Origin of the sequence: Nonlabens marinus S1-08, from assembly GCF_000831385.1 — a bacterium.
Lineage (GTDB): Bacteria > Bacteroidota > Bacteroidia > Flavobacteriales > Flavobacteriaceae > Nonlabens > Nonlabens marinus.
Map to the genome: position 1 here is coordinate 1,308,533 of NZ_AP014548.1, position 20,371 is coordinate 1,328,903.

Here is a 20,371-nt window from a genome sequence, read left to right on the forward strand (position 1 = left end):
TAGGTTTATAGATTGCCCAATTGATACTGTAACTCAATGGCTTGTTGATTATACTGGTTAATAAATTGTAAGTGGTTCTGCTTTATGCGAATGGCACTGTTTAAAATCGTGATATAGTTTACATAGTCTATTTCGCCTTCTTTGGAAGCAAGTTCTGCTGTTGTAATTTGCTCTTCGGCCAAAACCAATGCACCTTCTTGGTAATAATTCAGCGTTTTTTGGGTTTTTTCCAATGATTTTAACAATTGTGATACCCTGCTTTCGGTTATTGCCTTTTGTTCCAAATATTGGTTCTCGGCTACCATTGCATCTGCCTTAGCAGCCTTGACCCTTGCTTTTTGAGGGAAGAACCACAACGGGATACTTATACCTGCTTGATAGGTGTTGAACCCTGAAACATCGTCAACGATTTGTCTTCCATAGGTAAGGTTGAACTTTGGCAAAAACTGGGATTTTTCGACGCCAACGTTGGCTTTGCTCACCTCGGCATTTTGCATAGAATATTGCAACAATGGATTGTTATCTATGGATGTTGAATCTAAAACGTTCATATAATTCAACGGTTCGTAGGTGCCTCCAACAGTTTCAATTTCTTGGTCAATCCCCAAATACTGTTTCAACGCCCTTTTGGCAATCTCGATATCGTCATAGGCCTGTTGTCTCAAGACCTGTATCTGTTGATATTCAGAAGAAGCCGCGATAAATTCCAGCTTCCCCGTTTCACCTGTATCAAAACGCAGTTCTGCAGCTGTCTTGAAGTTGTTATACACACTATCCAATTGTTCCGCGAAGCGTAACTGGGCTTTATTATAATTTATCTGGTCATAGGCCTGCATCACATTGCGCACCAATTGTTGCTCGCTCAAGGCATAAAACTTCTCACCCAATTGAACACGTTGCTTATAAAACTTGGATTTTGAGAAACCAGATAACAAATCGATATTTCCCTGCTGCACCCCAATGGTAGTTTGCACACCGGGCAGGTCATTACCGAATTCTTCTTTGCCCGTAAAAATTTGTGTGCTACCAAGGTCGAAACTTGTTCCTTTCATCGCCCGCTCACGGTCTATAAAAGACTGACTTTCCTTAAGGGAAGGATAGTTTTCTTTTGCCAAAGAAATAGCTTCCTCTAAAGTAATAGTCTGTGCGATACCACGGTCTTGTGCATTTACTGAATTCGAGGTTAAAAATCCCCCTAAGCTCAATAATACAACCAAAACAGTAGTGCTCTTGTTAATATAACTTGGGTCATTTCCATTATCCTTTCGTTGCTTACGAGCTTCCAACCAATAATATAATACTGGAAGGACCACAAGTGTTAAAAATGTTGCTGTGAGCAATCCGCCGATAACCACCGTTGCCAATGGTCGCTGCACTTCTGCACCGCCCGAGGTAGAAATCGCCATTGGGATAAAGCCCATAATGGCCGCCGTTGCGGTTAATAAAATAGGGCGTAGGCGCTCGTGCGTTGCCTCGTATATTCGTTTTTTTAAGTCTGTCATTCCACTTTCTTTTAATTCGTTGAATTTGTTTATCAGTACCAATCCATTTAATACCGCTACCCCAAACAGTACAATAAAACCGACTCCTGCCGAAATACTAAAGGGCATTCCCCTTATCCAAAGGGCAAACACACCGCCAATGGCTGCCAGAGGTACTGCCATATAAATCATAAGCGATTGCGAGAACGAGCTCAACGCAAAGTAGAGCAATATGAATATTAGGAAAAGTGCGATAGGCACTACAATCATTAATCGGTCTGATGCACGCTGTAAGTTCTCGAACGAGCCTCCGTAGGTTACAAAATAACCAGGTGGCAGTTTTACATCTGTTTCCAATTTTTGCTGAATTTCCTCGACCATCGATTTTACATCACGTCCACGAACATTGACCCCTACCGAAATACGACGCGAGGTGTTGTCCCTTGAAATTTGCATCGGCCCTGGTTTGTAACTAATATTTGCAACCTCTTTCAACGGTACTTGTGCACCACTGGGTAAATCGATATACAGATTTTTAAGATTGTTGATGTCTTGTCTAAACTCCTTTGCCAAACGAATAACCACATCAAAGCGTTTTTCACCCTCAAAAATCACACCTGCCACTTCTCCTGCAAAGGCAGCACTTACATAATCATTTAGTTTATCGACGGTTACTCCGTACTGTGCCATTTTTGCGCGATTGTACTCTACCGTCATCTGTGGTAAACCGCTCGTAGCTTCCACATTGAGGTCGGCCGCTCCGGGAACACTTCTGATAACCGCTGCGATTTCCTGAACCTTGTCTGCCAACACGTCCAAATCTTCTCCGTACAATTTGATGGCCACGTCCTCCCGAACACCAGTAAGCAATTCATTAAAACGAAGCTCTACAGGTTGCGTAAATACAAAATTCACACCTGGTACTACAGAAATTTTTTCCTGTATTTTTTCTATGAGTTCTTCTTTGCTCTCTGCGGAAGTCCACTTGCTCTTATCCTTTTCAAGAATGATATAGCTATCGGCAATGTCCATTGGCATTGGGTCGGTTGGTATTTCGGCAACACCAATCCTTGAAACCACTGTTTTCACTTCAGGAAATTCATTGATTAAATTCTGAAGTTTTTTTGATGCCTCTATAGATTCTGTAAGACTACTACCTGGTTTTATCAAGGCCTGAAATGCAATATCGCCCTCATCAAATTTGGGTATGAATTCGCCACCCATATTGCTGAAAATATATCCCGCAATCAATAATAAGGCGACTGCACCTAAAACAACACCTGCTCTAAATCGAAGTGCAAAATTGAGCAAGGGTACATACGCCCTGTTTAAACCGGACATTATTTTATCACTGAATCTGTCAATCTTGTTTTCAAATTTGGCGAACCAACTGTTCTGATTTTTGGCAGGTTTTAGGAACATTGACGAAATCATTGGCACGTAGGTAAGACAAAGGATAATCGCTCCCAGAACTGCAAATCCGAAAGTAAATGCCATTGGACGGAACATTTTTCCTTCAACACCTGTCAAAAAGAGAATCGGTGTAAATACAATAAGGATAATTAGCTGTCCGAAAAATGCCGAATTCATCATTGTACTTGCCGAGTCGTAGGCGATTTCGTCCATTTCGGCCTGACCTATCGCTGCTTTTGATTTTTTCATCCGTTGATGGATGTGAAATACCATTCCTTCTACAATAATAACTGCGCCATCCACAATGATTCCAAAATCGATTGCTCCCAAGGACATTAAATTGGCCCATACACCAAATTGCTTCATCAGGATAAATGCAAAGAGTAATGATAGCGGAATTACAGAGGCTGTTATCAATCCGCCACGGAAACTTCCCAAGAGTAATACCAGTACAAAAATCACGATAAGCGAACCTTCAATAAGATTTGTTTCTACGGTACTTGTGGTTCTTCCAATGAGTTCACTTCGGCTTAAAAACGGTTCTATGTAGACACCTTCTGGAAGCGATTTTTGAATTTCGTTGATGCGCTCTTGTACATTTTCTATGACAGTGCCAGGGCTTTCGCCTTTAAGCATTAAAATTTGGCCACCAACAGTTTCGTGTCCATCTTGGGTAAACGCACCATAGCGCACTTGATTGCCAAAGCCTACTTTTTCGGCAACGTCCCTTACCAAAACTGGGCTTCCGTTTTGAGTGGTTACAACGGTGTTTTCCAAGTCTTCAAGGCTACGCGCTAAACCCTCGCCACGGATAAAATTGGCTTGGTGGTTTTTTTCAATATAAGCACCTCCCGTATTGGCATTGTTCATTTCAAGGGCTTCAAAAACCTGATTCATTGTAATGCCAAAACTTTTTAGTTTGTCAGGGTTTATGGCCACTTCGTACTGCTTTACGTAGCCTCCAAAAGCATTCACTTCAACTACTCCAGGAACTAATGCCATTTGGCGCTTTACAATCCAATCCTGAATGGTACGAAGCTCCATAGCATCGTATTTTTCTTCGTAGCCTTCCTTTACTTTTAAGGTATATTGGAATATTTCGCCCAAACCTGTAGTTATGGGTGCCATAAATGGCTCGCCGAAGCCTTCGGGGATTTCCCCTGAAACTTCGGTTAATTTTTCTTGCACCAATTGCCGGGGCAGGTAGGTACCCGCTTCATCCTCAAAGACAATGGTAACCACAGACAGCCCAAATCGGGATACAGAACGTAGCTCGATAACGTCAGGAAGGTTGGCCATTGCCAATTCTACTGGATAGGTAACAAATTGCTCAATATCTTCAGTACCTAAATTTGGGGCAACGGTAATAACCTGTACTTGGTTGTTGGTAATATCGGGTACAGAACCCAGGTTTATAGTAGCCATAGACCAAATGCCCGTACCCACAAGCGCTACTATAAATAGGCCAATAATAAACTTGTTATTAATGGAAAATGAAATGATTTTGTTAATCATAGAAAAAGTATTAATTCAGTTTAAACCTCGCAATGCAAATAGATGCAATACGTTTATGATGTGATACTTATTTTGAAAAGCATCACGATAGGATATAGCTATCCTTAAAAAAACTGAATTATACTTTAGGGGGTTGGAATAGGGATTCCAGATATCTGGAAGTGAAGTTTACCTTATATAAACTAAATTGCTTTTTATCTTCAAACTTTAACCGATTTGTTGTATCGGTATTTTTATTTGCAGCAAACAAAACTAAGGGATGACAACATTGATGATGGCTATGTACAGGTGCATTCTCCTTATCAGAGTCATTGTGGTGCCTTTCATCTTTTGCTTCCTTACCAAAGTAATCCTCAACTACATAATCGAGGAAAGAGTCACCATAAACTTTATGGTCTTGGTAATGCGTTACGATGTTTGAAATTTCTTTAATGGGTCCACAAAAGTCCATATCAATACTAATTCCCTGAAAAAAGAATAATAGCGACATTGATATGGAAAAAAGTGTTTTCATAAATTTTAACAAAGATACAAATTAATCGATGCACAGGTTGTGCAAAGATTGTTCCGAGTATAAGCAATCAGAAATTAATCACGCTATCCAAGGCATCATCGGCATCTTTGTGGATGAAATTTGCCTGATAGTTAATGGTAGTTTTAAGGTCTGTATGGCGATACAACTTCTGAAGCATTAGAGGATGGATATTATCTGCGGCAATATTACCAAAGGAATGACGAGCTATATGCATCGTTACCTTTTTTTGAATACCAGCTCTTTTTGCAATTTTCTTTAAATGGTCGTTGAACTTTTTATTTGCAACTTTCTTTTTTCTGTAGATATCCTTAGCATCGGTCAAATCGGCTTTTTTCATTTCTGGAAACACAAAATCATCATCACCTCTTTTATCGGAAATATATTGAAGCAAGATTTTTTCCACTTTTTCCGGAATCTTCAAGGATAGTAATTTTGAGTTCTTACCCATTCTATAATGCAACCTACCATCATAAATTTGTGACCATCTTGTAAAGAGCACATCGGACACGCGCATTCCAGCAAAATAAAAACTAAACAGCCAAACATTCAACGAATGTTTTTCCATATCGGTAAGCTCAGAAACATTATCGAGTGCTTGTATTTCTTTTCCCGTTAGTCCTGTCTTGGTAGTTTCAGGAAACTTGATTTTAAATTTGCCTGTCCCAAACGGGTATAGTTCTTTGCTTACTACTTTATCCTTAATTGCTCGATTGTAAAGCAATCGAATCAAAACCATAACGTTCATAGCAGTAGTTTCAGTAAGTGAACAAGAACCTTTTAAGTAGATTTTAAATTTTTTTAGAAAGCGTTCATCTATTTCTTGAAAAGTGAGGTGTCGCGCTTTGCAATATTTTTCAATGTAACTGAGCCAAGCAGAATCTGTAGAATGGCGATTAATTTTATTTTCAGCTTCAAGAGCTTCGAGATGTTCATCCGCAAAATCAAAGAAAGTGAGTTTGGAAGTTGGTTTGTAAATTTCCTTTTTAATTTGTCGTGCGGTTGCATCCTTATTGTTGGTCTGCAAAACAATCAAACCTTTTCTTGCTTCTGAAAGTTTTGATGTCAAAAGGTTGTTTAGACTTTCGGCATTAGGATGTGATTTCTTGACCTTGAGATTTTTTGTGTCCCAATCTTCTAACTCAATATAGTGACCTATGTGTTTGTAAGTAGAACGACGGTCTTTAGTTATCCTAACCGCAAGTGGGTATTGTCCCTTTGCGTTGGGCTTTTTGCGAAGTATTATTTTTGCACTTGTTGACATTGTAAACCTGTTTTGAGTACGAAAGTCAAATCAGGTACAACATTTTGTCCAAAATTCACATTAAAGATACGACTTTATTGGAACTTTTGGGTACAACATAGGTACAACAAAAGTTGATATTAACTGATATTATATGACTTTAAATAAAATGATTGAAAACATAAATCATTGAAAATGAGTTAATTTATGTTTTCTTGGTGCAAGATATACCAGACTTAGGATCTAGTGCTTCACGGCGTGCAGGTTCGATTCCTGTCATCCGCACCATAAAAGCTCTTCAGTAATGAAGGGCTTTTTTGTTTTTCTCGCTTTCGCGAAAGCGAGTTTCATCCATATCATTTTCACAAAAAGTTAAGAATTCTATAATTCAGAATCATTTCACAAAAGGCTTCGTTTCCATTCATAAATTTAAAGTTATAATCTAATCAACTAAAAAATTATGAAAAATATTGAAAGCTTATTTGACTACAGCGCCGGTCAATTCGAATTTATCGATCACCTATTGACCATGGGGGTAGGGGTACATTTTGCAGCCTTAATCTTCTTCCTTGTAGTCTCACAATTTGTAGCTCCTAAATATCGTATTGCAACTGCGCTTTCTTGTATTGTTATGGTATCTGCAGGGTTGATACTTAACAGCCAGGCGGTCATGTGGACTGATGCTTATGCATATGTAGACGGGTCGTACCAGCTTCAAGACCTCACTTTCTCTAACGGATACCGTTACGTGAATTGGATGGCGACGATTCCTTGCTTATTGTTACAATTATTGATTGTCTTGAATTTGAAAGGCAAAGAATTATTCTCTACTGCAACCTGGTTGATTCTCGCAGCCTGGGGTATGATCATCACTGGATATGTAGGTCAACTTTATGAGGTTGATGATATAGCTCAATTGATGATATGGGGAGCGGTAAGTACTGCTTTCTTTGTGGTTATGAACTGGATTGTAGGGACAAAAATATTCAAGAATCGTGCAACTATGTTAGGTGGAACTGACTCTACGATTACTAAGGTATTTTGGTTAATGATGTTTGCATGGACGCTATATCCTATTGCATATCTAGTACCAGCTTTTATGAACAATGCTGATGGTGTGGTATTGAGACAATTGTTATTCACCATTGCGGATATTTCTAGTAAAGTGATTTACGGATTGATGATCACCTATATCGCCATACAGCAATCTGCTGCTGCTGGATATGTTCCAGCGCAACAAGCACTAGGGCGTATAGGTATGGACTCTAAAGCAGCCTAGTTTGCTTAGTGTTTTTAGAAGAATCTATAATAGTATAGCGCTATTGCCTTCAGGCATAGCGCTATTTTTTGCGTTACTAGCAATCGCAATGATTTGGTTACCCTTGGAATCCAGCAACCTTCCAGAATTTTTAAAAGGTCTTGAAGTTACTGGTAAATCAGATGTCCAATTCATATTAGCCTTTATTATAGGGGGAATCTTCACGCTGACCATTTTTTCCTACACGATGGTCATGAATGTTTTAAATAGAAGTATTAATAATTATTCCCCACGCCTCATACCACTAATTTTATCAGAAAGGAATCATCAATTGATCTTAGGCTTTACCAGTGGTACCATTATTTACTCCATGATTTTATCAATTGTAGTGGCATGTGATAACACCACGGTATTTCCACCTCTCGCAGCAGGCTTAGGGGTTTTCATGAGTATCTTTTGCGTGTTTTTATTTATTTACTTTATTCACAGTGTTTCCCAGTCGATTCACATTAATTATATTCTTAAGAAAAGTTTTGACAGATCGACTCGAAATCTTAGTGAGCTGACAGAACTCAAAAAGCTGGGGAGATTTAAAGAAAAACCAGCCGATTTAGAAACCTGGGAAGTTATTAAAAACAGCGATTGTGGTTATTTACAACTCCTAGAAATTGAATCCTTAGCACAGAAAGCCGCAGATGCTGAAACAGACATATGGATCGATCCCATTCCAGGAACTTTTATTTTTGAGGATGATATTCTCATAAGAACATCAAAAGCTTTGAAGCAGAACTGGAAGAAAATGGACAAGCAAGTAAGTGTTGACTCTCGGGTTCCATTAGAATTAAATGAAACTGAAATCAAACATCTGGTTGAGGTGGCGGTTAAGGCTTCTTCCCCAGCAATCAACGATCCAGGGACTTCCCTTGCTTCTATAGAATACATAACCCAGCTGATCATGAACAGGGCTAAAGTGGATTTGTTTAATAGCTATACGATCAATAATAAAAACTACGTGTATATTCCTGTGATCAGCAATGAGGATTTGACCTATTGGTGTTTTGTAGAAATGTGGAATTACATGAAAGCAGATCCTATTTTGGTTCCTGCATTGAAAAATTCACTGCAAAAGATAGAGGGTGCTGGGGTGGATACAAGTACTATTATTTTACAGCCTTAATAGATATTGGCTATTTACTTTAATAGAATTGGAGCCCACATTTATTTAGAAACCATCTGTCTATTGCGTTTGATTCACAATAAGTTTTGGCCGCATCTCTGTGGTTCATAAAGGGATTGTTGTGTGATCTAATGAGAACTATAAACTAGAAAAGCCCTTAAAACAAAAAAGCCTCTCCGTATTGGAAAAGCTTCTCAAAAAGTCTCGGATGAACCGAGGCCTTCAAATCCTCAATTGTTTTAGAGGACACACAACTTGAATCGCTCTCGGATAAACCGAGATAGCGGTCTGGACGGGATTCGAACCCGCGACCTTCGCCGTGACAGGGCGACATTCTAACCAGCTGAACTACCAGACCGTGTTCTAAAAGAACTATGCTATCACATTTCTGCTTTAGCGGATGCAAATATACCTACGATTTTGGAACTACCAAGTTCTAATGATATAATTTTGAAAAAAAATACAATAGCTCGTCCAACTGCATATCCAATTACCTGAAAAACAAACATGATACAACTCATAGCTACTGACATTGATGGTACCTTATTAGACGACCAGCGCTACATATCGGCAAACACTGCTCGTATTTTTAAAGAACTCAACTTACCTAAGATCTTGATATCTGCTCGCATGCCGCAAGCCATGTACTATTTACAAGAAGCGCTAGAGATCCTTGATGCTCCTATAATTTGCTATAATGGTGCCCTAGTGCTGGACCAGGAAGAAGTATTGTACAGTGAAACGATCCCGTATACTGCAATGTTGGAAATAGCTGAAATAGGAACTCAAAACGGCCTACATGTAAGCATTTACCGCAATCAAGAATGGTTTGTAGAACAAATGGATGAATGGACTGCTAGGGAAATTCATAATACCCGTACGCAACCTATTACTCAATCTTTGGCAAAGACCTTAGCTTATTTCGAATCTACAAAAAATGAAGGTGGAGCGCATAAAATTATGTTTATGGGCGATTGCGATAAAATGAATTCCGCTTTCGCGAAAGCGAAACAATCATTAGACGCACAGGTACATTTATACCGCTCAAAAGACACCTACACTGAAATCTCACCTAAAGGGATTTCCAAGAAATCTGCCCTAGAACTATTGCTGGAACAACGATTTGCTGATGTGCCTATGTCTATGGTAGCCGCATTTGGTGATAATTATAACGATACGGAAATGCTAGCGGGCGTAGGCCATGGTGTGGCGGTGGAAAATGCTAGAGAGGAGGTTAAGGCTGCCGCTCGATACCTTGCTAAGCATCACAAACAAGATGGTGTGGCCAGCTGGCTGCAAGAACAGCTATTAAACAAAAAAAGCGACTCTTAAAAGCCGCTTTTGTAAGTGATTTGAGAAGGTATTAGTTCTCTATTTTGATAATATCGCTATTGTTCAAATTAGCTAAGTTCATTACTGCTTCATAATCAGTGACATCAAGCAATGGGTTATTAGCAAGTTCAGCTGGCAGAATAACAATTCTGAACGTTTGGTTATTCAAATCTGCAGTGGTCAAATTATTGAAGTCTGTACTCGCAGGTCCATCTAAAAATAAGGTTGCATCGCCATTGGTAAAATCATAGTTGTACTGAAACTCACCAAAATCAGTGTAAAGTGTTTGAGGTAACAATCTCCAAACATCAACTAAACCACCGTTATTTCCTGGTACTTGATCAAATAAAATGTACGCCAAAGTCATGTCATTGGGAAATACGGTAATGTTATTAGGGTAAGGCACCAATACGGAGTAATCTGGTGCTGAGAAATTTACCGTTGTCTCGAAAGATTGTGCAACGATGTTCACGCCATCAAAACCTGGAGGTCCTTGATCGCCTTCACAGGCAGAAAAGCCTGCGGCTATAACTAGAAGTAATAGTATTTTTTTCATAATGCTTAATTTAGGAGGATTAGAATTCAATAAGTGTGCCTAAAATGAAACAAAAGAACCATAAAATCCTATTTGCCGTCCTGATCTTTACATCAAACCTGATTGCGTATGCTCAAATTCAGGTAGGAGATAGTCTAATGGAGGTAGGGGACTACAAAGGAGCCATTGAAATGTACTCCAGTTTAGAAGACAGCTCAGGACATGTTCGATTTAAGATGGCAAGAGCCTATACCGCCACTGGGAATACAGGCAAAGCGATAAAAGCTTACCAGCAAGGACTTAAGGTGGAAGCAACGGGTGCTCGTCCTAGGTACGAATTGGGTAGATTGTACTTGAGTAACAACCAGCCCATACAGGCCTTGTTGATATTTAGAAAGTTACGCGAGGAATTTCCTGAAAATGCTACTTATGCCTTTTATTATGGTCAAGGTCTTGAAAAAATAAAGGCAGAGGATCAGGCGATGGATGTATATGAAAACGTTTTGGCTCTAGATCCCGATTACAGAAATGCGCGGATGGAACTCGTTGTACTGTTGATTAAGAAAAGAGAAACTGCACAAGCGATTAAACTTGCAAAGGAGGAATTACAAAAAAATCCAGAGGATATCAAATTCAACAGCTTGATTGCTCAAGCTTACTTTCAAGCCAAAATTTACAGTAAAACGATTGAACACTTAGAAAAACTTTTTGAACTAGGTAATGATACGGATTATAATAGGCGTACGCTGGGAATGGCTTATTTTGAAGATACGCAATGGGAAAAAGCGATTGAAAATTTTGATGTGTTTTTGAAGCAATACGATGATAAGGACGCAGCGCTCTATTTTGCAAAATCTCGAGCCCATTTGAAACTTAGAGAATATGATAAGTCACAAGACGCGATTGAATACGCCATTATGTTGCGACGTCCGGTTTTGCATCTAGAGTATCTGCAGTTGAGTGCGATTATGGCGGCTCAGGAAGATTATAAAGGAACCTTTGATGCGATGAAGTTGGCGTACGAAGAAAACGGAGAAGATCCTATAATTGCATATCAACTAGCTGTAGCAGCAGACCGATACTTTGAAGATAAGAAGACCATTTTGACCTATTATGAGCGCTATTTAAATAAATTTGGTAGCGATAACACTTATGGTGATTATGCCAGTGCTCGCGCTAGCGATTTGAAAAAAGAATTGTTCATGAGTCCAGACAATTGAAGAACATAGCTAAATACATAACAGTTCACTTACTAGGCTTCGCCTTATTGTTTTCTGCATCCTGCAAAACAGAAAATGAAAAGGTGGAGGAAGCTGTTTTTAAAGCAAATCAACGCTTTGAAAACTTGGATAAAGCAGTGGTGGATGTGTATCCGCAATTCAAGGGTTGTGATGAGATGGAAAAAACTCCAGATTGTTTTTACCAGAAACTGCATGCGCTCATCAAGCAACGTCTTACTCAAGACACCCTTACTATGCAAATCAAGCAAATGGATAGTCTGGTTACCGCATTTACAGTGACAGAAAAAGGGATTGTGCGATACGATAGTATCGTGGATAGCGCACAACACATTGACCGTGTCTTTTTAGATTCCATTTTAAGAGTAAAATTAAAAGACTTACCCTCTATTGATAGTGCTTTAAAACAAGGTATTCCAGTTTCCTCTTCTTATCTGGTTCCTGTAGTCGTCAAGCCTATTAGTGAGAAGGCCTATCAATAGAACGATCCTGCCACTTTATAGAGCCTAAGCTTTTAAGACCTATAGCGATCACAATAAAAGGATACATAAAGAATTGTAAAATAAAGTAACGCATCCAGCTGCTTACTTGATACAATTGATTGCCGATCACCAATACTACAAAATCAGTAAAGAATTTTAAAAAGTAGAAGCTCCACATAAGCTCTATTGAAATCAAATGAAAAACATACAATAACGGCGCAAAAACAAACAAAAGACTTGCAGTTGCCACATGGAATGCAACGAGTTTATTGAGCAAGCTTTTAGTTTCAGTAGATTTTCTAGACCAGCGCGCACGTTGTTCTATCATCTCTTTCCAACTATTTTTAGGAGAAGTAGAAATCAGTGCCTGAGTGTTTTTCAAATAATGGCATTGCAAGACATCTTCAGCTGCGAGTTTTTCTAATAGAAAAACATCATCCCCACTAGAGAGGTGGTCATTCCCTAAATAACCTTGCACCGCTTCAAAAGCTTTCTTTTTGAATGAAAGATTTGCACCATTGCACATAAATGGTTGCCGAAGGGCAAAGGCTCCTGTAGTAATGGTTTGTAAAGCCAGCATTTCCAACTGTTGCAATCCTGCAAGAAATCCCTGACCGTTCAATCGAACTGGACCGGCAACTAGAGAGGCATCTGCATAACTTTGGTAATGCCTGCTGTAGGCACTTATCCATGTTTTAGGAACAACGCAGTCTGCATCAGTCAGTAAAATATGTTCCTGCGTTGCTCTAGAAATGGCTTGCGTGATCCCATCTTTTTTTGCGCTGACGCTTTTTGGGGTTCGATCGAAATGGATATAATGCATTGATAGATTTTTCTTGATAAATTCGTTTACAAACTCTTGACTGCCATCGATTGAGGCATCGTTTACTAAAATAATTTCTAGAAGGGCTGGATTGTAATCTTGTTCCGATAAGGATTTTAGCAATGTTGGAAGCGCATCGATTTCATTGCGATACACGACGATAATGCTAAATGTGATTGGATGATTGTTCAACCGCCGTGTTACCGTGATTGGTTGATAGTTTAAGGCAGGCATTGCAAGGCAAAGCAATATTAAGGGATATCCAAATGCAATTAAGAGCACAATAAAGGTCATGCTGCAATCAGTTTAGGGAACCGTTGGAAAGCTAATAGCCCGCAACCTAAGAGCGCTGGCAGGACTGTATTGTTGAGCCAGACGATGGCAACAATCGCAGTCATGTTCTCAATAGGCAGATTTAGGTAACTCACAAAAAAAGTGGCAACGCTCCACTTGATCAGTATGTCAAACAACTGTAACGATGGAATTAAAGAGGTAGCGAGATACATTGCCGCAACACTTGCTGCTATTGTAATCAAGGAAGCATTGCTGTAAAACGATAGCAATATCAACCAGCAGCCAGAAAAAAGGGCATAACGCAGGAATGAAAGCAGGATAACTCCATCCAATCGGGCAGCTTGAAAATCAATCCGTTTAGAAATTGTTGGACCTAACCATACTACCAAAGTGGCTAAAAAAATGATGGAGAACAGGGACAACACCTCACTATAAAATAACGCGGCAACCCCAGCAACCCCTACGATTATAGTGACCGCCATTTGACTCATGTTCCCTACAAGTACCGCCTTCAGTACTTTTTTACGTAAGGATGATTCAAAATAGAAAGCTTTCGTAGCAAATTCACCAGCCCTCAAGGGTGTAATAAAACTTGTGGCTTGCGAGGTGAGGTTGTGAATGACGCTTTCGCGAAAGCGAACTTCTCTCAAATCTCGAACTAGATACTGCCATTTGTAACTTTCTACCAGCCAGCTTGCAATGGATAATCCGGGTAATAATAGATAGAAATAAATGGGGATGTTAGAAAGGAAAGCAACGGTATGGTGCCAGTCAAATGTATCGCCTTGAAATAGGTAGAACACATAGGCCAGGCAGCATAAGATCACTAGCAACTTGCCAGCCTGCAGCAGGAATTGCTTAGATTTGTGGGACATGCGATTCACGGCATGAAATTACAACAATTGGCAGGAGAACGTATTATTTTAGGGATTGACCCAGGAACACTGATCATGGGATTTGGTGTGATAAAGGTGGTAGGTAAAAGCATGTCCTTTATTCAAATGAATGAGCTGGACCTGCGCAAAGTCACAGATCCTTACGTCAAATTGCGTAAGATCTTTGAACGTACTCTAGAACTTATAGATACCCATCATCCTGACGAGATTGCGCTAGAAGCTCCTTTTTTTGGTAAGAATGTGCAGTCGATGCTCAAATTAGGTCGCGCTCAAGGCGTTGCTATGGCCGCAGGGCTTTCCAGAGATATACCAGTAACTGAATATGCGCCACGACGCATCAAGCAATCCATCACCGGTAAAGGAACCGCCAGTAAAGAACAAGTGGCAGCGATGCTTAAAAGCACCTTGAATTTAAAGGAGCTTCCTAAAAATTTAGACATGACTGACGGCCTTGCTGCGGCAGTCTGTCACTTTTATTCTAGTGGACGTGTGGAGGTAGGAAAAAGCTACTCAGGATGGGCGTCGTTTGTTAAACAGAATGAAAAGCGTGTTAAAAAGTAGGCTTGCAATCCTGCAACCTTTAGTTTTATCTCCTTAAATATTTTGAACTTATGACCAATTGTCTAATCATATTTACTCGCAATCCAGAACTTGGAAAAGGAAAACGCCGGCTCGCGGCTACCTTAGGAGATGAGAAGGCGCTGGAAATTTATAAGTTCTTACTGGAACACACTAGGTCAATTACTAAATACATTTATGGTATCAAACAAGTTTGGTACAGTGAGCAAGTCCATGAAGATGACGCTTGGGATAATTTGACCTATGAAAAGTACCAGCAAAAAGGCGACGACCTAGGGGAACGTATGAAATATGCCTTTGAACAAGCCCTTGAAAAACATGAGAGTGTAATCATCATAGGCTCTGATATGTACGATTTATCAGCTTTGGAAATTGATGAAGCATTTAAACAGTTGAATGATCACGAGGCTGTCATTGGACCAGCTACAGATGGAGGTTATTATTTGCTAGGCTTTAAGAATAAAATTCCTGACGGTGTTTTTGAAAATAAAGAATGGGGAACTTCCACCGTTTTAGAACAAACCCTAGCAGATCTAAAGGGTACCGACTATATAACACTGGAAGAACGTAATGATGTAGATACAGAGGAGGACATCAAAGACCATCCAGATTTTCAAATCTTTTTAAAATAAGCATATGCTAAGCAGACAAATACTAGACAAATCCATTAATTATTTAAAGCAGAATGGCTTTGACGCGCCAGAGATTGGTATTGTGTTAGGCACGGGACTAGGCCAACTGGTAGATCAAATTGAAAACCAAGTGATCGCTCACTACAACCAGATACCATCCTTTCCATTAGCTACTGTAGAATTCCACACTGGAAAATTAATATATGGAGATCTAGGAGGGAAAAAAGTCGTTGTAATGCAAGGAAGATTCCATTTGTATGAAGGCTACGATTTCCTAGATATTACCTATCCTATTAGAGTGATGCATGGTTTAGGAATCAAAAACTTATTGGTTTCTAATGCTGCAGGCGCTATTAATCTCGAAATGAAAAAAGGCGAGCTGATGCTGCTGGAAGATCATATCAATTTGCAAGGGGGCAGTCCATTAGCTCTTAAAAACATCTCTGAATTTGGCGACCGATTCGTGGATATGAGTGCTCCTTATGACAAGACGATGAATGATAGTCTCAAACAAATTGCAGCAGATCAAGGAATTACATTACATGAAGGTGTTTATGCCAGTGTGGTAGGTCCACAGCTGGAAACTAGAGCAGAATACCGCATGCTTAGGATGATGGGCGCTGATGCTGTAGGAATGAGTACTGTGCCTGAGATCATTGTTGCAAATCACTTGAATTTACCTGTAAGCGCCGTTTCAGTGCTAACTGATGAATGCGATCCTGATAATTTACAACCGGTCAACGTGCCTGATATTATTGAAACAGCGGGCAAAGCAGAGCCTAAGATGGTAGCCTTGTTCACCGGTTTGATTCAAAATCTTTAATGTTATTCTGTTGTTAAGTGGGGTAGGTGTTTTCTTGCTTTCCAGTACTTTTAATTGAATAATGAAAGTGAAAATTATTTCGCTTTCGCGAAAGCGAACACCCATGAAAAAGATTGCATACTTATTATTAATTCTCTGTCTTGGAATTTCCTGCGTCGGATCTGGAGGACTGCATTACGACCAATTAACTAATGGAGAGAAAATTGAAGCCACTCGATCGCAGCTGGATCATTCCAACTATGAAGCGTTGCTTAAGAAGTACGTCAATGAAAAAGGATTCGTCAATTATGAAGGACTTGCCGAAGAACAGGCAAAACTCAAATCGTATTTGACCTACCTAAGTGTAAATCCACCTAGAAAAGATTGGGAAACTGGTGAGCAGTTTGCTTATTACATCAACTTGTATAACGCTTCCACACTTGATTTGATCATAGATAACAACATGCCAGCCAGTATCAAGGATATCGACGGTCCATTAGGTCAAGTATGGTTGAAGGATTTTATCGTGGTGGATGGGAATAAATATTCACTAGCAGATATAGAGAAAGGTGTTCTTCAAAAAATGGGGGATCCTAGAATACACTTTGCGATCAATTGTGCTAGTTATTCTTGTCCTAAATTATTGAAAACGGCTTATACAGGCAAGAACGTGGATGAACTTATGGACCGGGCTGCTAACGAATTTGTCAATTCTGATAAAAACGATTTGAGCGATCCCAACAATCCTAAACTGAGCAGTATTTTTAAGTTCTACACCTCAGACTTTACAGCTGTTGAGCCTACACTGATAGATTATGTCAACAGGTATGCAAATAAGAAAATTAATGTATCTGCTACAGTGGAATACAAGGATTACGATTGGTCCTTGAACAAACAATAGTGATTTTGAAAACTATACTACATTGCTCATCGTATATTTAACCCTATGATGAGCATTGTTATTCCTGTTCTTAATGAAGAAGCAGGAATTTATAATTTATTAGAACTCCTGGTGGATCGTGCTAACGACCCTAAACAGCTAGAATTAATTGTGGTCGATGGCGGTAGCATTGATGATACGATCAATGAGATCAATAAATTTGCTAGAGATCATTCCCATATACATGTCAAAGCTGTAGACTCTGAAAAAGGCCGTGGCGTTCAATTACACAACGGTGCGCTTGTTGCTTCACAGGATTTGCTTTATTTCTTGCACGCAGATTCCCATCCACCTTCAAATTACGATGAGCATATTTATAAGGCAATAGCTACTGGAAACCCTGCTGGATGTTTCCGTATGAGGTTCAGGAGTTGGCACTGGTGGTTGATCATCATAGGGTGGTTTTCAAGATTCAGCTGGAAGGCAAGTCGTGGCGGTGATCAAAGTCAATATATTACTAGGCAATTGTACGACCAGATAGGTGGTTATAATACCACTGTGCCTATTTATGAAGATTATTTATTGATCAATAAACTGTACGAGATGGACACCTATCATGTGATCCAAAAATGGCTAACTACAAGCGCAAGGCGCTATGAAGAAGTAGGAGTGCTTAAGCTTCAATGGTTTTACCTCACGATTTATTGGAAAAAACGTCAAGGCGAAAGTATTGAAGAGATTTACACCTATTATTTAAAATGGTGCGGCGTTACTAAAGATGCAGTAGAGCAAGTATCTGAGTAGGCTTATTGTTCACCATTCCATTCTGCATAGAATTGTTTTAAGTAAGTTTCCATAAAATCATGACGTTGTCGTGCTATCTTTTTACCAGTTGCTGTATTCATACGATCCTTAAGTAGAAGTAGCTTTTCATAAAAATGATTGAGCGTTGGCGATGCACTTTTTTTGTAAGTTTCTTTATCCATGTTGAGGTTTGGAGCAACTGCGGGATCATAGATCGCTCGATTTTTAAAACCACCATAATTGAATGTTCTTGCAATACCAATAGCGCCTATCGCATCCAGACGGTCAGCATCTTGTACAATATCTAACTCAAGACTCTCAAAACGCTGAGTCACATGACCACCCTTAAAAGAAATGTTTTCAATGATTTTGATCACATGGTCAATGACTGCTTGACTTACTTTTTCTTTTTCTAAAAACTCACGAGCGACTCGAGGTCCTATGGTTTCATCGCCGTTGTGAAATTTTGAATCGGCTATATCGTGCAGTAGTGCGCCTAGCTCTACAATCAATAAATCAGCCTCAGATTCACTACGAGCAATCAGTTTTGCATTTTTCCACACACGTTCCATATGAAACCAATCATGACCACCTTCGGCATTTTGAAGCTGTTCTTTAACAAAATTGATCGTTTTAGGAATGATAGGAAGTTGCATAAATGAGTTTTTGTTCGCTTTCGCGAAAGCGAAAATAAAATATATGCACAGTGATTTTTGAATGCTAGGTTGGATTTAAAACCTATGAAGGATAGCCTAACCGATTTAATTTAAGTAATCACTAAACTTGCTCTCGATATAATAGTTTTCGTCGACTACAACAGTAGATGTTGCTGTTGGAAGTTTTAGGCGTTGAGTGCTAGTAGATGGTTCGATCCTGCGGGAATCTCCATCTATGGTGATTTCCACTGGCATGTCAAATCCATCTACTACATTGACCCATCGATAGGACAAAGTCTCTTTGTCTAGGCTATACTCTAAAACTGGAATGCGCACATCTCTTAAATATTGGTCAAACACCTTGCTTAAATCGATACCACTTTGCTCAGATATATAATTTTCAACCTGTCCAGTCGTCACCGTTTGATGATAAAATTCTTTATTCAGTCCTCGTAGAATCTGACGCCACTTTTCATCATCTGTTACCAGTTGTCTTATGGTATGCAGCATATTAGCACCTTTATAATACATGTCTCCAGAGCCGCCGCTATTTACATCGTAGGTTCCAATGATTGGACGATTATTTGATATGCTACCGCGTGTTCCTATTACATATTCTGCACTGGCATCTGTGCCATAATAGTAATCGAGAAACAGGTTTTCTGAATAAGCGGTGAAGCTCTCGTGTATCCACATATCTGCAATGTCCTTGTTGGTAATGTTGTTTGCAAACCATTCATGTCCAGCCTCGTGAATAATAATAAAATCAAATTTCAAACCCCAACCTGTTCCAGAAAGGTCCCTTCCTAAATACCCGTTTGCAAACTTGTTTCCATAGGTTACGGAGCTTTGGTGCTCCATTCCTAAGTAAGGAACTTCTACTAGTTTAAAGCTGTCCTCATAAAATGGATACGGCCCGAACCAGTGCTCGAAGGCCTCCATCATTTTAGGAGCGTCCCTAAATTGCTTTTTGGCTTTATCTAGATTGTAGGATAATACATAATAATCCATATCTAACTTTCCCTTTTCGCCCTCATACACTTCAGAGAAATTGACGTAGTCACCTATGTTGATATTGACGCCATAATTGTTAATGGGATTGCTGACAAACCAGTGGTAGGTGGTAGTTTCATCTTCTTTAGGTTCGATCTTTCTTAATCGACCATTAGAAACATTCATCAATCCATCTGGGACATTGACACTGATAGCCATGCTGTCCACTTCTTGATACATATGATCTTTGTTAGGCCACCAGACGCTGGCGCCTAGACCTTGATTAGAAGTTGCGATAAAATGATTGCCGTTTTCATCCTTTTTCCATGAGAATCCACCATCCCAAGGGGCGTTCTTTGCTTCTCTAGGTTTTCCTTCATAGAAGACCTCCACGCTATTGAATTCGCCTGTTTTTTGTTCCTCTAGCAGCGTTACAAAATGGGCATTACCATCATTTCTTACTTTCAACTCCCTATCGTTTTGTACCACTTTAAGAATGGTTAAAGGTTCTTGTAGATCGACTTGCAACACCTGGTAAGGCTCTAAGACCTGGTAATGAATCACGTTAGAACCTGAGATAAACTTCTCGTCTGGTTGCACTTTTACATTGAGGTCGTAATAGGTTATGTCCCACCAGGCACGCTCTGGCGTGATGGAACCACGTAGTGTATCCTGATGTGTGAATTGATCTCTGTCGGCTAGAATCTGGGCATTGATACCGCTGATAGTGGCAATTGTAAAGATTAGGGATGCAAATAATTTTCTCATTTCAATAGGTATAACACAATCAACTAAATAATAACTTT

At 39.6% G+C, this 20,371-nt stretch carries 18 protein-coding genes and 1 tRNA gene; 10 read left to right on the top strand and 9 right to left on the bottom strand.

Annotated features, from left to right (window positions below):
* Nucleotides 1-5: 5 nt before the first annotated feature.
* The 3 genes from NMS_RS06070 to NMS_RS06080 all read right to left on the bottom strand — a co-directional run bounded on the left by NMS_RS06070 (nucleotide 6) and on the right by NMS_RS06080 (nucleotide 6,205).
* A complete protein-coding gene (locus tag NMS_RS06070; RefSeq protein WP_041495909.1) occupies nucleotides 6-4,409 on the bottom strand; it encodes a CusA/CzcA family heavy metal efflux RND transporter in 4,404 nt (1,467 codons plus the stop codon).
* Between the two features lie 118 nt (nucleotides 4,410-4,527).
* The gene (locus NMS_RS06075) at nucleotides 4,528-4,923 is read right to left on the bottom strand and encodes a hypothetical protein (protein WP_231862366.1); all 396 of its coding nucleotides are present in this window, start codon (nucleotides 4,921-4,923) and stop codon (nucleotides 4,528-4,530) included.
* Between the two features lie 67 nt (nucleotides 4,924-4,990).
* Nucleotides 4,991-6,205 (bottom strand): site-specific integrase, encoded by a 1,215-nt coding sequence (locus NMS_RS06080; protein ID WP_041495911.1) that lies wholly within the window; start codon nucleotides 6,203-6,205, stop codon nucleotides 4,991-4,993.
* A gap of 439 nt (nucleotides 6,206-6,644) precedes the next feature.
* On the opposite strand from NMS_RS06080, the gene NMS_RS06085 reads away from it, so the two are divergent.
* Together NMS_RS06085 and NMS_RS06090 are read left to right on the top strand one after the other, a co-directional pair.
* Complete coding sequence (locus tag NMS_RS06085) at nucleotides 6,645-7,463, top strand: bacteriorhodopsin (protein WP_052476770.1); 819 nt, start codon at nucleotides 6,645-6,647, stop codon at nucleotides 7,461-7,463.
* Between the two features lies 1 nt (nucleotide 7,464).
* Nucleotides 7,465-8,619 carry a DUF2254 domain-containing protein gene (locus tag NMS_RS06090; protein WP_084217630.1) on the top strand — a complete coding sequence of 385 codons (1,155 nt, stop codon included), beginning with the start codon at nucleotides 7,465-7,467 and terminating at the stop codon, nucleotides 8,617-8,619.
* Nucleotides 8,620-8,903: 284 nt separating this feature from the next.
* On the opposite strand, the gene NMS_RS06095 is transcribed toward NMS_RS06090, so the two are convergent.
* Nucleotides 8,904-8,977 (bottom strand) — tRNA-Asp (locus tag NMS_RS06095).
* 149 nt (nucleotides 8,978-9,126) lie between these two features.
* Here NMS_RS06095 and NMS_RS06100 point away from each other — a divergent pair.
* Nucleotides 9,127-9,951 (top strand): Cof-type HAD-IIB family hydrolase, encoded by an 825-nt coding sequence (locus NMS_RS06100; RefSeq protein ID WP_041495913.1) that lies wholly within the window; start codon nucleotides 9,127-9,129, stop codon nucleotides 9,949-9,951.
* Between the two features lie 31 nt (nucleotides 9,952-9,982).
* Here the strand turns inward: NMS_RS06100 and NMS_RS06105 are convergent, their stop codons facing one another.
* Nucleotides 9,983-10,507: a dihydrolipoamide dehydrogenase gene (locus tag NMS_RS06105; RefSeq protein WP_041497522.1), complete on the bottom strand. Its 525-nt coding sequence runs from the start codon at nucleotides 10,505-10,507 to the stop codon at nucleotides 9,983-9,985.
* Between the two features lie 44 nt (nucleotides 10,508-10,551).
* Here NMS_RS06105 and NMS_RS06110 point away from each other — a divergent pair, with 44 nt between their 5' ends.
* Both NMS_RS06110 and NMS_RS06115 read left to right on the top strand, forming a co-directional pair.
* Nucleotides 10,552-11,706 (top strand): tetratricopeptide repeat protein, encoded by a 1,155-nt coding sequence (locus tag NMS_RS06110; RefSeq protein ID WP_041495914.1) that lies wholly within the window; start codon nucleotides 10,552-10,554, stop codon nucleotides 11,704-11,706.
* Nucleotides 11,703-12,206: a hypothetical protein gene (locus NMS_RS06115; protein ID WP_041495916.1), complete on the top strand. Its 504-nt coding sequence runs from the start codon at nucleotides 11,703-11,705 to the stop codon at nucleotides 12,204-12,206. The genes NMS_RS06110 and NMS_RS06115 overlap by 4 nt, the downstream gene beginning before the upstream one ends.
* Here NMS_RS06115 and NMS_RS06120 read toward each other — a convergent pair.
* Nucleotides 12,184-13,263, bottom strand: a complete 1,080-nt coding sequence (locus NMS_RS06120; RefSeq protein WP_052476773.1) for a glycosyltransferase — start codon at nucleotides 13,261-13,263, stop codon at nucleotides 12,184-12,186. The genes NMS_RS06115 and NMS_RS06120 overlap by 23 nt on opposite strands.
* A 56-nt stretch (nucleotides 13,264-13,319) precedes the next feature.
* Complete coding sequence (locus NMS_RS06125) at nucleotides 13,320-14,198, bottom strand: lysylphosphatidylglycerol synthase domain-containing protein (protein ID WP_041495918.1); 879 nt, start codon at nucleotides 14,196-14,198, stop codon at nucleotides 13,320-13,322.
* A gap of 27 nt (nucleotides 14,199-14,225) precedes the next feature.
* On the opposite strand from NMS_RS06125, the gene ruvC reads away from it, so the two are divergent.
* The 5 genes from ruvC (at nucleotide 14,226) to NMS_RS06150 (ending at nucleotide 17,916) form a co-directional block, all read left to right on the top strand.
* Entirely contained in the window at nucleotides 14,226-14,780 is a 555-nt protein-coding gene (gene ruvC, locus NMS_RS06130; protein WP_041497523.1) for a crossover junction endodeoxyribonuclease RuvC, read from the top strand.
* 50 nt (nucleotides 14,781-14,830) lie between these two features.
* Nucleotides 14,831-15,430, top strand: a complete 600-nt coding sequence (locus tag NMS_RS06135) for a TIGR04282 family arsenosugar biosynthesis glycosyltransferase (RefSeq protein ID WP_041495919.1) — start codon at nucleotides 14,831-14,833, stop codon at nucleotides 15,428-15,430.
* A gap of 4 nt (nucleotides 15,431-15,434) precedes the next feature.
* Complete coding sequence (locus NMS_RS06140) at nucleotides 15,435-16,253, top strand: purine-nucleoside phosphorylase (protein WP_041495920.1); 819 nt, start codon at nucleotides 15,435-15,437, stop codon at nucleotides 16,251-16,253.
* Nucleotides 16,254-16,356: 103 nt separating this feature from the next.
* Nucleotides 16,357-17,133, top strand: a complete 777-nt coding sequence (locus NMS_RS06145; protein ID WP_041497524.1) for a DUF547 domain-containing protein — start codon at nucleotides 16,357-16,359, stop codon at nucleotides 17,131-17,133.
* A gap of 45 nt (nucleotides 17,134-17,178) precedes the next feature.
* A complete protein-coding gene (locus NMS_RS06150; RefSeq protein WP_041495921.1) occupies nucleotides 17,179-17,916 on the top strand; it encodes a TIGR04283 family arsenosugar biosynthesis glycosyltransferase in 738 nt (245 codons plus the stop codon).
* Nucleotides 17,917-17,918: 2 nt separating this feature from the next.
* On the opposite strand, the gene NMS_RS06155 is transcribed toward NMS_RS06150, so the two are convergent.
* Complete coding sequence (locus tag NMS_RS06155) at nucleotides 17,919-18,572, bottom strand: HD domain-containing protein (RefSeq protein WP_041495922.1); 654 nt, start codon at nucleotides 18,570-18,572, stop codon at nucleotides 17,919-17,921.
* A 105-nt stretch (nucleotides 18,573-18,677) separates the two neighbouring features.
* Nucleotides 18,678-20,333, bottom strand: coding sequence for a M1 family metallopeptidase (locus NMS_RS06160; RefSeq protein WP_041495923.1), 1,656 nt, complete (start codon nucleotides 20,331-20,333; stop codon nucleotides 18,678-18,680).
* Between the last annotated feature and the right edge of the window lie 38 nt (nucleotides 20,334-20,371).